Genomic DNA, 12,650 nt, shown 5'->3' on the forward strand with positions numbered 1-12,650 from the left:
ATCTAAACAGTTTCTCAAGGTTTAATGTGGCTTCCCTCAGCCTCTAACCTTGAACGGTCGTCGCAGGCATTCAACGGATTTACCGTGATGATACTTAGTAGACCCTCAACTTGAATTTGCCGAATGACGTCGTTGAGTTCCGTGTTCGGAGTTCCGAGTAATCGCTCGATTCGGGATTGCCTGCCCGGAGCATTGAACACGGAACCCGGAACGGATACTCCGCAGATTCAACGTGTCAGACAACCCGGGTACATTCAGCAGTCGTTGTCGTCGGGGTTCTCGTACGAGAAAGTGGCAATACCATACCCGATCAATACGCAGCAGCGTAGGAGCTTCATCAGCGGCTTCGATGAGCCGGCTCCACTCGACCGGCGTCGCGCGGGGCATACGATGGCCAGGTCAATATCCGACCGCTCCAGGTGATCTCAGCGGGCGCGGGAGCCAAACAGGATTACCGCCTCCACCGAAGGGAATTGCGACAGGCGACGGGCGATATGGGAGATAACGGTAATCACGGTCCGGTCACTCCGCGGGAAACAGCGACGCATCCAACCCCGGGACGATGCGGAGGGCGTTTTTGTAGTAGATGTGGCGCAGCGTTTCGTCGGGCAAATCCAGCCCGTACATCGACCAGAACGCGTGGCGTTTGCGGTAGTAGGGGAAGTATTCGTCGGCCGTCTCGAAGACCCGGAAGTAGACGTGGTACTCTTCCGGCGCCCAGGAGTCCTTGCCCATGAGGACGCGGTCCTGGTATTTGATGAGGAATTCCCGGGCGTGGCGCGGTTGCCGGCCCAGTTCCGCGATCACGGCGCCGAGTTCGGTGACCATGTTGGGAAGCTCATCCATCAGCCGGCCGAGGCGGTCCAGGTCGTTCCCCATCCACCCGAGATGCGCGTTGATGAAGGTCGTGCCGGGGTGTTTGCGAAAGACGTTGTGTTGCTCGGCCATCTGGACTTCCCAGGTCGGAAACTCCTCCGGCGGACGTTTGCGGTTCGGGAATTCCTTGAGCTCCAGCCAGCGTTCGTTGAACTGGTCCTGAGGTTCGTAAAACGGCGCCGGCTCGCCGACATGGATCAGCACCGGGATGCCCAGCTCGCCACACTTCGCCCAGATGGGATCGAGCCGCGGGTCGTCGGTTTTCACCCGCTCGCCGTTGGCGTATTTGACAAACATCCCCAGGTTCTTGAAGATCTTAAGCCCTCGGGCGCCGGCGCGGACGTCCGCCTCGAGCTGGGCGGCCGCCTTGACGCCAAAGTCCGGGTCGTCGATGGCGTCGAAGTTGATGTTCGCGAAGTGCGCAAAGCGGCCCGGGTGCCGGCCTTCCAGGTTGGCGATCGCATGTTTAAGCCGATCCCCACTGCCGCCGCTCAGGTTGACCATCACGGCCATGTTCAACGCGTCCATGGCCTCGATCAGTTCGCCCGCCTGGCCGGCGTTCATCTCCGATGCCCGGTTCTGGTGCGCGTGGATGTCGATAAAGGGAAATTTCGCTCGGGTGACGGGGTGTTCGGGGACGACGAGCGTCGAGCGGGGCTCGTATTCCTCGAAGGACATGTCCTGCGCGCCGGCGGGGAGGACGAGGAATAGGAGGAAGGCGAAAGCGTGGCGAGTCGGCGTCATCGGGCATACGGGCTGGTGAATCGGCGAGGACAAGATACGGATTAGCGATTCGCGATTAGCCAATAAACGAATAGCGATGGATTCGGTGTCGCCCCATCATTATTCGCTAATCGATTATTCGCTAATCGCTAATCGATTATTCGCTAATCATGCGAATCAGGAGTTCAAACACGACGCATACTGGTTTCCGCCGCACGCTCCATGGTCGTCCTCCCCAACTTGATTGGGGATCCATGGAAGCATGAGAATGCAGCATAGGCGTCTTTAAAGGCGATAGTAGCACGCCCGTGGTACCCGAAACGCAGCCAGGTTGGTGCTCCTGTTTTCCTGCAGCCACCATAAGGCCCGGCTGCATGCGATCAGCCACCTATGGATCCCCAATCGAGTTGGGGAAGACGAAGAAAATGGGGATTGCCCGTCAGATTCGTTTAAATGATACAGTCTCAACTCCTGATTCGCATTAATCGCTAATCGCTTAATCGCTAATCGCTTATTCGCTAATCGCTTATTCGCTAATCGCTAATCAAGGATTCGCTACTCCTCAGATTCCTGACGCGATCAGCAGCTCGATGTCCCGGTGCGGGATGCTGAACATCGAGGAGAGGCTTTTTTTGGTGATATAGCGGCGGTAGGCGTAGGTGCCGTTGCGGAGGCCGACATTGCGCCACAGGGCCTCGTTCATATTCCCGACTTCGCCGATCTGGATGAGGTAGGGGACGAGGACGTTCGTGAGTGCGTATGTGGCGGTGCGGGCGGCGTTCGACGGCATGTTGGGGACGCAGTAGTGGATGACGTCGTACTTCCGGAACGTCGGCTCCGAGTGCGTGGTGGGCCGGCTTGTCTCGATACATCCGCCCTGATCGATCACCACATCCACGATCACCGACCCGGGCTTCATCTTTTGCACCATCTCTTCGGTAACCATGAGTGGCGCGCGCTGGCCGGACGTCATGGCCGCGCCGATGACGACATCGGCTTTGCGGACGGACTCGAGCACGTACTGTTCGGACGCCATCGCCGTGAAGACGCGTCGGTTCAGGAAGTACTCGACCGACCGGAGCGCCCCGAGGTCGTTATCCAGCACGATCACCTGTGCCCCGTACCCGAGCGCCGTGCGTGCGGCGTATTCCCCGATGGTGCCGGCGCCCATGATGACGACCGTCGATGGCGGGACGCCCGAGATCCCTCCGAGCATGATGCCCTGGCCGCCTTCGCTGCTTTCCAGATAGCGGGCGGCGATCTGGACGGACATCGACCCCATGATTTCGTGCATCATGCGGACGATGGGGTAGGTGTCGTCCGAGTCTCGAATGAACTCGAATCCGATACCCGTCACGCTCAGGTCCGTGAGCCGGCGCAGAATCTCCGCCGTGGCGCTCCCCAGGTGGAGGGCCGAGAACAGGATCTGTTTCTCCTGGAGGAGATCCAGCTCGGGCGTGGTGGGCGGGCCCACCTTGACAATCAGGTTGCAGGCGCTGTAGAGGTCGGCCGGCGACGTTACGACTTCGGCCCCGGCATCGGCGTATTCCTTGTCTCTGAAGTGGGCGAGGGTGCCGGCGTTTTTTTCGATATATACCTGGTGCCCGTTGGACACCAGCGTCTGTACGCCGCCCGGCGTAAGCGCCACCCGGCGCTCTTCATTCGACACCTCCCGCGGGATGCCGATGCGCAGCATATTATGCTCCGATCGGAGGATGAGTGGGCGCTCTTTGGTGCGCAATGCGCCTTCTACGGCAATAGCTTGTAGCGCGGGCGTCTCCATGGCGGCCAACGGCGTGAGGGTGGTACAAATGCCCGGCAATATACGACAATCTTGTGTCCGGCCTACCGGCCGGCCCGTGCTTTCAGTGAGGGCGTCTGCGAATTAGCTACTTCTTTGCGCAGGCAGGCCCGGATCTGCCGGGGGCCACGGGGGGTCTTCGAATTTAATGCCATCTTCATCGTTCCCGGTCCTACATTCCCGAAGGGGTGATATTCTGGAGGAAAGGTCCCGCGATTCTGCTTGAACCACGGCCGTTACTTCCTCCAGGGCCGCACTTCGTAACGAAGGTATCCAGGCTCCGACAGAGGCCGGCCAGGTAGCCGGGCGTCGGAGGGAATCAAGGGCAGACCGTATCTTGCAATCAAGAGGTATGAAGTCATGGCAGGTTACAAAGGGACGATTGGTATTTTGACAGGTGGTGGCGATGTGCCGGGGCTCAACCCGGCGATCCGTGGGGTTACGATCCGCGCGCTACGCGAGGGGTATCGGGTGATTGGCATCCGGCGCGGTTGGGCGGGTCTCGTGGACGTGGTGCCCGATAAACACGCCGACAACAGCGCTAACGTGATGGAATTGACGGAGGACATCGTGAACCGCGCCGGCCGTACCGGCGGCACGTTCCTCCACAGTTCGCGCACGCGCCCGAGCACGTTGCCGAAAGGGGCGGTGCCGGCGCATCTGCGCGACACCTACACTGACGACGTTAACGACGTGACGCCGGCGGTGCTGAACCACCTCGAGTTCCTGGGTATCGACTTCCTGATCCCGATCGGGGGGGACGACACGCTGAGCTACGGCCACCGGCTGCACAATCAGGGTGTGAAGGTGGTAGCGATTCCGAAGACGATGGACAACGATGTGCCGGGCACGGACTATTGCATCGGCTTCGGCACCTGTGTCACGCGCACCATCGAGCTCACGCACGCGCTCCGCACCTCTGCTGGCTCGCACGAACGGTTTCTGGTGATCGAGGTCTTCGGGCGGTACGCCGGCTTCACGGCCGTGCTGCCAACGATGGCTGGCGCCGCCAACCGCTGCGTCATCCCGGAGCACGACTTCGACATGGAGAACCTGGCCGAGCTGATGGTCTACGACCGGAATCGCAACCCGAGCCGGTATTCGGTGGTGCTGGTATCGGAAGGCGCCCGCATCAAGGGGGATGATGAGATGTCGTACCTCGGAGAGGAGGCCGATCAGTACGGGCACAAGAAGTTGGGCGGCATTGGCGACAAGGTGGCGAGTGCCCTCAAGAACCTCTCCGCCAAATACAACAACGGCCGGCGGATCGACGTGATCAATCAGCGCCTCGGCTACATGGTGCGCTCGGGCAATCCGGACGCGCTGGACTCGATCGTGCCGATGGCATACGGAACCCTCGCGCTCGAACTCGTGATGAAGGGCGTTTCGGGCCGGCTGGTTTGCGTCCGTGAAGGATGTTACGGCAACGTCCCCATCGATGTGATCGAGGGCACGAAGAAGGTGGTGGATGTCGATCTGTATTACAATACCGAGCGCCTCCGTCCGAAATTCGACGCCTTCATGCAGAGCCCGCTCTTTCTGATGTCCAGCGGTGCGCTGCCCGCCACGCGCTGATCACCGATGAGCCATTCGTACGACCTCACCGCCGCCGTCCGCGCCCTGTCCGAATCGGACGTCGCGCTGGCGGCGGTGATTCGCCGGCTGGGGGCATGTACACTGGTCATCGAGCCGATCGACGATCCGTTTCATGCCCTGCTCAAGACCATTGTGTACCAGCAGTTGTCGGGGCGTGCCGCCGGCACGATCCACCGGCGCGTGCTCGGACTCGCGCCGGAGGGGGTGTTGACAGCCGACTCCGTACTGGCGTTGCCCGAGGAGGCGCTGCGCGGCGCCGGCCTCTCGCGCAATAAGCTGGCGGCGATCCAGGATCTGGCCCGGAAGACCCTCGATGGCACCGTGCCGCGGATGGCCGCGTTGCACAACCTGCCAGACGATGAGATCGTCGCCCGGCTCAGCGCCGTCCGCGGGGTGGGGCGCTGGACCGTCGAGATGCTGCTCATCTTTAACCTCGGCCGGCGCGATGTGCTGCCTTCCACCGACCTCGGCGTCCGTAAAGGATTTCAGCGCCTCGGCGGATACGAAGAACTGCCGCCGCCGCGTGCGCTCGAAGCCTATGCCGAACGCTGGCGACCCCATCGGAGCGTCGCCAGCTGGTATATGTGGCGCCTGGTCGACGGCGATACGACGGACTGGGGGTAGAAAGGTTTAAGGTTACAGGTTGGCAGGTTGCAGGTTAAAGGTGCCAACCTGCAACCTGCCAACCTGTAACTCGCTTCGCGGCAGAAAACGCCGGCGGGGCGGACAGGATGTCCGCTTCCGTGGATGGGGCCAGGTGTTGCGAACAGTAACCTGACGGGCGTTGCATTCTTCTGGCGACGCTCGGCACAATTCATGCGCCGGTAGGATGATTCGGCCGGCTGTTTGACGCCGTTTTAGTTCCGAGTCGGTCGAGGGCCTACCAAGACCCTCGTTCCTCGTGAAGGCGTTCCGGGTTTGGAGATGCGTCCCGTACGCGACCTTCTGGAACGGATCATCACCCCCTCATGCGCGTGCTATCTACACCTTTTCATAGTTGCCGCCCCGGCCAGCCCCTGCTATCTCGTCGTTGTGTTCCCTCGATCGAGCGAACGCGCGATACGCCTGCTCTGTTAGTCGGCAAACCTCTCGTTTTGTTTGCCGTCTCCTGTACGGATGCTTCCCCTGGCACTCCAGTCCTTGCCATGCGAGTGATACACGTTGTGCGTGATACCCCTGGTGGGAGATCATGAAACAGGATGAAAAAAACGACGGCCTGTTCGTGTGGATAGGCGGTTTTATCGTTCTGGTGATCTTCGTGGCCGAGCTGCTCCTGCCGCTCGGGGATGCCGGCGGCTGGCTGTACATCATCGGCATGGTAATCATCCTGTGGATGATCAAGCCGGATCAGGTGCGCCCGTTCGGTATCGCCTGCAGCGTCGCGGCCATGCTGGGGTTCTTTTTTACGGCAGACTTCACCGCGGACTCCTCGGAGGGTTATTTCGGGCTGGTGAACCGCCTCATGTCGGTCTTCGCCATCGGCGCGGTCACGCTGTTGACGCATCGCCAGGCGGAGCTGGAGGTGGAGATGCGCCGGCAGCAAGTGCACCTCACCTCCGTCGTCGAGAAACGAACGGAAGGCCTCAAGCAGATGGTCGACCAGATCGACGAGGTCAAGATCCGGCTGACAGAAGCCGAAGAACTGGGGCGCTTCGGTTTCTGGGAATACCACCCCGGGACGCAGGAGATGATCTGGTCGATGGGCGTATTCGCCATCTACGGCTACCCGATCATGCCGAAGGCTCCGTCCATGCACGAGTTCTTGGAGCGTTGCCACACGGACGACATCCATCGCCTCCAGCAGTCGATCCAGTTCGGCATGGCCGAGCAGAAGGCCTATACGGTAGAGTATCGCATCGTCCTGCCGGACAACTCGGTGCGGTGGATCTACAATCGCGGCCGGCCCGCGCTCGACGCTCGCGGCCGCATCCAGATGATCGTCGGCACCATCCAGGACATCACGGACCGTAAGGTGTCCGAGATGGAATCCGATGAGAAATACTTCCGCTACACGACGATCTTCCACAACGCGGCCGTCGCCAAGGCGCTCATCATCCCCAATAAAATCATCCTGGACGCCAACGTCGCCCTCGCACAGTGGGTAGGGTATAGCCTCGAGGAGTTGAAGCGCATGCCCCTCGAGCAACTCATGCACGAAGACGACCGGTCCATGGAAGATGTCTACGCCCGCGAAATGATCGTCGGGGAGATCGATTTCTTCCAGCAAGAGAAGCGTTTTACCCACAAAAACGGCAGGGAGCTGTGGGGCCTGTTCAGTGTCTCCGCGGTGCACGATTCCAACGACAAGGTGACGAGTTTCGCCGCGGAGATCATCGACATCACCCGCCGAAAAGAGGCGGAGACGGCGCTCCGGAAGGTCGAGTCCTCATGGCGCGAATCCGAAGAAGCGCTGACGATCGCACAGGAAAAGTTACGCTCGGATTCCACCAGCCAGGACGACATCGACGCGGCGCTGGCCTCGCGGGATGAGGAAATCGAAAAGCTCCAATCGCTGATCGTCGAGTTCGAGGAGACGCACGCGCAGTCCGAAGAAGCTCTTTCACTTGCGGAGGACGTGGTGGAGTACCTGTTCGGCGTCTCCGGGGAGATGTTGTGTTTGATCGGGGTGGACGGCCTGTATCGTCGCGTGAGTCCGCTCTTCGAAGACAAACTGGGCTTCTTGCCGGATGAACTGGAGGATCGGTCGTTGCTGGAATTTCTACATGCCGAGGACCACAAAGGGATGCTCGGCCAGTTCGAGAAGCTGGAACATGACCAGGCCGTGGCGCGGTACGGGTTCAGGCACCGCAAAAAGGACGGCTCGTACGTCAGGCTGACGATCGACGCCACGCCCAGCAAGGAGCACGGTGTCTATTATGCCGTGCTGCGCGAGATGGCCCCGGCGCGCCGGCCCGAAGCGCCGGCGCGCCCGAAGACGGACGTGCGCCCGCTGACCGATCCGTTGCCGTTCCTCATCTGGATCCTGGACAAGGACCGGATGTGCACGTATGTCAACAAAAAGGTGCGGGATTTCACCGGCATGCCCTTCGAGCAACTCGCCGGCGCCGGCTGGAGCAACGGCATCGTCCGGACGGATTTTAATCGGTACCTGGCCTATTACAACGAGCGCTTCGAACACGCGGAGCCGATGCAGATCGTCTACCGCTATCGGCGGCACGATGGCGTGGAACGGTGGATGCAGGAGACCTGCGTGCCGATGACCGACGCCGCCGGCGCGTTCGAGGGCTACGTCTGCACCGCCATCGATATCTCGGCGCTGAAAACCGTCGAGTCGCAGTTCTCCCGCGCCGTTCAGGAAGCCGTCGATCTGTCCGATCTCTCCTCGGCCCTCCAGGTCTGCCGGCGCGCCGACAATACCACCGTGCTGTCGGACAACGTCCGGATCGCGGACGCGCTGGTCGAGTATGCGTCCGGCATCAGCCACGAGGACCTCAAGGCGCTCATGCACCACGCCGGCCAGCAGCTCCACCTGGCCATCCAGTCCGTGCTGGACTTCTCCTGTGTGCGTACGATGCCGGCGTCGATCTCGCATCACAAAGTGCTGCTCGAAAAAGTGACCGCGCGGACGCTGGATCTCCTCCAGCCCCTCACCTCCGATGGCGGACCGCAGTTCAGTGTCGACGTGCGCCTGCACGATGTCATGGTGTTGACGGACGAGCTGATGCTCCACCGGATCCTGGAGAACCTGATCCGCAACCTCCTGCCCTTCACGAGGACAGGTATGATCGGCATCGAGATCAACGCGGACGAGGACCTCGGGGTGGTGCGGATCAAGGACCTCGGGCCCGTCCTGCCCGCGGCGATGCTGTCGAACCTGGCCGATAACTACCGGAAACAGGGCGCCGGCGAGCCCACGCTGCTGCGTTCGGCCGGCCTGGAGCTATCGCTGGCCAAACGGCTGGTGGAGTTGCTCAAGGGGGTGCTCACGATCGAGGACCTGCCGCACCGAGGGATCGAGTTCACGATGGGCTTCCCGCTCGCGGAAGAAGTGTTTCCCCCTGTGACCGGCGACGCACTACCGGAAAAAGTAGGGCGCCGGCAACCGATGATTACGCGTCCGGTCATGACCGTGGCCGCGTCCACCAATCACACGTCGGCTCGAGTGGATGTTTCACGCGCAGCGGAACAATCGGTGGAGCGCCCCGCTCCGCCTCCCGCACCCGTATCACCCGAAGAACCCGCCGGCCCGCGCCTGCTGGTCGCCGAGGCCAATCCCGAAGTCCATCGCATCGTCCGCTCGCTCTTACAGCCATATTATACCCTGACGATCGCCACGACGATGTCGTCCGCTATGGAGCAGGCGCGGTTGGTGACGTTTGATCTACTGCTCCTGGACGTCCACCTTGAAGGTGAATTAAGCGGCCTCGAACTGCTCCACCGGCTGCGCAGCATGCCGCAGTACCTCGAGACGCCGGCCATCGCCATCGCCTACAACACGGACGGGTTCACCGAGGAAGACGCCCTGCACCGCGCCGGCTTCGACGGATTCCTGCGAAAGCCCTTCTCGATCGTCGAACTTCTAGACACGGTCGATAAGCTCACGGCAACCTGAGCGGCCTCACGCGGCTTCTTTCATTTCCCGATACAGCCACGCCTGCGCCATGGCCCAGCCGCGCTTGACGGTGGCCGGCGACAGGCGCAACGCCTCGGCCGTCTCCACGACGCTCATCCCCCCAAAGAACCGACATTCGACGATCCGCACCTGACGGGCGCTGATGGCTTCGAGGCGTTTCATGGCGTCATCCAGCAGCACCAGGTCGTCGGCATGTTCCGGAGAGAGGTCCATCAGACCCGAGGCCACAAGCCGCTCTTCGTCGAGTGAGAGTTTGATCTGATCGCCGCCACGTTTTTTACGTCGGCGTTTTTTGGCGTAATTGATCAGGATGTGGCGCATGGCGATCGCCGCGATGCCGTAGAAGTGGGCTCGTCCATTCCAGCCGGCCGGCGCCCCGTCGACCAGCTTCAGGTAGGCCTCGTGCACGAGCGCCGTTGTATTGAGCGTATCATCGCCCAGCCAGTGCCGACGCTGACCGTGCGCGAGTTCGTGGAGGTGGTCGTAGACGAGCGGAAACAGCCGGTCGAGCGCGCCCTGGTCGCCCTGGCGGAGGGCTTCGAGCAGATGGGTAACACCGGTTGTCGCGTCCTTTTCGGGCATGGTGGCGTGCGGACAATGAGCAGACGGCTCATTCTACAGCCGATCGTCGACACTTTCAATGCGCGGCCGCCGACGCAGCGAGTTCTTCCGGCGCCGGGCTCGCGCCATGGACGAGGAGGAGACGGACGATGTCCGGGTAATCGCCGGCGGTGGCGAGCGCCAGGGGCGTCTGACCGCTGAAGTCGCGCTGGTCCGGGTCGCCGCCGGCGTCCAGCAGCAGCGCTACGACGCCAGTGTAGCCGGCTTTTGCGGCGATGTGAAGGGGCGACTGGCCCTTGCGGTTGACGAGGTCCGGGTCGGCGCCGTTGACGAGCAGGACCCGCGTCAGCCGGGACGTTCCCAACAGGGCGGCATGGTGCAGCGGGGTGGCGCCAAAAACGGTCTGCGCGTTCGGATCGGCCCCCTGGCGGAGCAGGAGCGCGGCGATGGCCGGCTCGTCCATCATCCAGCGCACACCGTGGAGCGGCGTTTCGCGAAACACGGTTGACGTATCCGGCCGGGCGCCGGCGGCCAGCAGGTCCGAGACCATCGCGGCCGAGCCCTGCTCTGCGGCCATATGGAGGGGCGTGAGGTCGTTGCCGTCGGCATTTCGCGACATCACATTCGGGTTAGCCGAGGCCTCCAGGAGCAGTCGGACGAGGTCCGGGCGGTTCGCCTCGACCGCGCGGTGGAGGGGGGTAAAATTGTCGAGAGCACCGATGCTGTCCGGCCGGGCGCCACTGGCCAGGAGTTGGGCCACGGCGCTCGAATCGCCGGCCCAGAGGGCCTCGTGGAGTGAATCGGTCAGGGCGGCGTACAGGGCCGACGAGTCCACGATGACGGTGAAAGCCAGCGAATCGGATACAACCGAGTGCGTGGTTGTAACGCGGGAAAAGGGGTTAGACAAAAAAAGGAGAATCAGCAGGAACGGGATATAGATGAATCGTCTCATGCGCCGGGGGGACCATTACGGTGGCTAAAAAAGCGGATGAGGTACAGTCGATAGCAGAGGCGGTGGGACCTCGGCGCGGGTGGGGCCGCGCGGTTCTGGTGGGTAAGTCGCTGAATTTCAAAGCCCGTGCCGGCCGGGGTAATTCGTGGTAAAAAGGGCTAAAATGATGAAAATAAGCCGTTTCTAACCGTCTCAGTGTGAGAATGGGTATCGGCGGAGGGGTTCAATGTTCAATGTTCAAGGTTTAAAGAAATGCCCTTAAGCCTTGAACCTGAAACCTTGAACCCTTACCTGAGCCGGACGACGTAGGCGGCGCCGGGTTGCTGGTCGGAGTGTTCGCCGATGACGGCGAATTCACCGCCGGCGGCGATGGAGTAGCCGAAGGCCACGGCGCCGACGTCGAAGATGCGGCGCTGGGTCCACTCGCCGGTGTCGGGTTTGCGGCGGAACTCGTACACGACGCGGTCGATGTTGAAGTCCTTGCCCAGTTGCTCGTCGTAGCCGGCGATCAGGGCACTGTCGCCGTCGAACGAGACTTCGGTACCGAAGGCGCCGTCTTTATACGGCACGCGGGGGCGGAGCGTCTGCACGAGCGCCCACTCGCCGGCGTCGCTTTTTTCGTAGAGGGTAGCCTCGCCCGATTTGCCATCGCCGGCGCGGCTTTCGCCGACGAGAATCCGGCCATGGCTGATATCCACCGAGATTCGTAGGTCATCTATACCTCCGATGCGCTGAGCCTCGCTCCAGGTGTTCGTAGCAGCGTCGCGTTCGAAGACGTAAATGGCGCCCGGTTTAGCGCGGTAATAGGTAGACGAGGTCACGACGGCTACATCGCCATCCAGGACGGCGTTGCCGCCGAAGACACCGTGGGCGATTCCGCCGCTGCCGGCAAGGCGGGCCGAGCGGATCCAGCGGCCGGAGACCGGGTGGCGTTCGTAGATGTAGGCGGCGCCGGCGTAGAGGTGGCGGATGGGGTCGCCGGAGGTCGTGATGAGCGCCCGGTCGCCATCGAGCGACACCGATGCGGCGAACGATCCCTCTTCCTCCTGCCGTTCATCGACAATTTTGGCGGCTTCGACCCACTCGCCCGACGTCGAGTCTCGCTCGAACACATACGCGGCGTTGGAGGCATTCCGGTTCGAGAAGTTGCCCGAGGCGGTAATCAGCGCGCGGTCGCCACTGATGGAGAGGGCGTGCCCGAAGAAATCCCCCTCGACACAGTCCCGCGGGGCGAGGCGCGCGACTTGCGTCCAGGTTTCCAGTTCGGAATCGCGTTCAAAGACAAAGACAGCGCCCGAGTTCACGCCGCAGACGTTTTCGGCGCTGGCGCCCACGAGCGCGCGGTTGCCGTCGATGGCTACGGAGACGCCGAAGGCGTTGGAGGCGGAGGTGTCGGCGTAGGGGATCTTGAAAATCTGAGCGGTGGCGGGGAGCGCGGCGAGTGCGGCGATGACGAGCGCAAGGGCCCACCGGCCGGCCGACGCGCCCGGCGCGCGAAAGAACTGGTTCGACATCATGGGGAATCCGAATCGCTGGACGGCAAAGGG

Annotated in this window: 8 protein-coding genes; 3 read left to right on the plus strand and 5 right to left on the minus strand. The window is 62.1% G+C overall.

Translation table 11 applies throughout. The features are described 5' to 3' along the window. Positions 1-522: 522 nt before the first annotated feature. Together SH809_04000 and SH809_04005 are read right to left on the minus strand one after the other, a co-directional pair. Positions 523-1,620, minus strand: a complete 1,098-nt coding sequence (locus tag SH809_04000; protein MDZ4698848.1) for an amidohydrolase family protein — start codon at positions 1,618-1,620, stop codon at positions 523-525. 541 nt (positions 1,621-2,161) lie between these two features. Further along, positions 2,162-3,382: an alanine dehydrogenase gene (locus SH809_04005; GenBank protein MDZ4698849.1), complete on the minus strand. Its 1,221-nt coding sequence runs from the start codon at positions 3,380-3,382 to the stop codon at positions 2,162-2,164. A 378-nt stretch (positions 3,383-3,760) separates the two neighbouring features. On the opposite strand from SH809_04005, the gene SH809_04010 reads away from it, so the two are divergent. The 3 genes from SH809_04010 to SH809_04020 all read left to right on the plus strand — a co-directional run bounded on the left by SH809_04010 (position 3,761) and on the right by SH809_04020 (position 9,569). After that, positions 3,761-4,975, plus strand: coding sequence for a 6-phosphofructokinase (locus SH809_04010; GenBank protein ID MDZ4698850.1), 1,215 nt, complete (start codon positions 3,761-3,763; stop codon positions 4,973-4,975). A gap of 6 nt (positions 4,976-4,981) precedes the next feature. Then, a complete protein-coding gene (locus tag SH809_04015) occupies positions 4,982-5,620 on the plus strand; it encodes a hypothetical protein (protein MDZ4698851.1) in 639 nt (212 codons plus the stop codon). A gap of 565 nt (positions 5,621-6,185) precedes the next feature. Further along, positions 6,186-9,569, plus strand: coding sequence for a PAS domain S-box protein (locus SH809_04020; protein MDZ4698852.1), 3,384 nt, complete (start codon positions 6,186-6,188; stop codon positions 9,567-9,569). 6 nt (positions 9,570-9,575) lie between these two features. Here the strand turns inward: SH809_04020 and SH809_04025 are convergent, their stop codons facing one another. The 3 genes from SH809_04025 to SH809_04035 all read right to left on the minus strand — a co-directional run. Next, positions 9,576-10,172 carry an ECF-type sigma factor gene (locus tag SH809_04025; protein MDZ4698853.1) on the minus strand — a complete coding sequence of 199 codons (597 nt, stop codon included), beginning with the start codon at positions 10,170-10,172 and terminating at the stop codon, positions 9,576-9,578. Positions 10,173-10,227: 55 nt separating this feature from the next. Then, positions 10,228-11,103, minus strand: a complete 876-nt coding sequence (locus tag SH809_04030) for an ankyrin repeat domain-containing protein (GenBank protein ID MDZ4698854.1) — start codon at positions 11,101-11,103, stop codon at positions 10,228-10,230. A 287-nt stretch (positions 11,104-11,390) separates the two neighbouring features. Continuing rightward, the coding region (locus SH809_04035) for a hypothetical protein (protein ID MDZ4698855.1) at positions 11,391-12,650 on the minus strand (1,260 nt) is incomplete at its 5' end.

This window comes from Rhodothermales bacterium, from assembly GCA_034439735.1.
Lineage (GTDB): Bacteria > Bacteroidota > Rhodothermia > Rhodothermales > JAHQVL01 > JAWKNW01.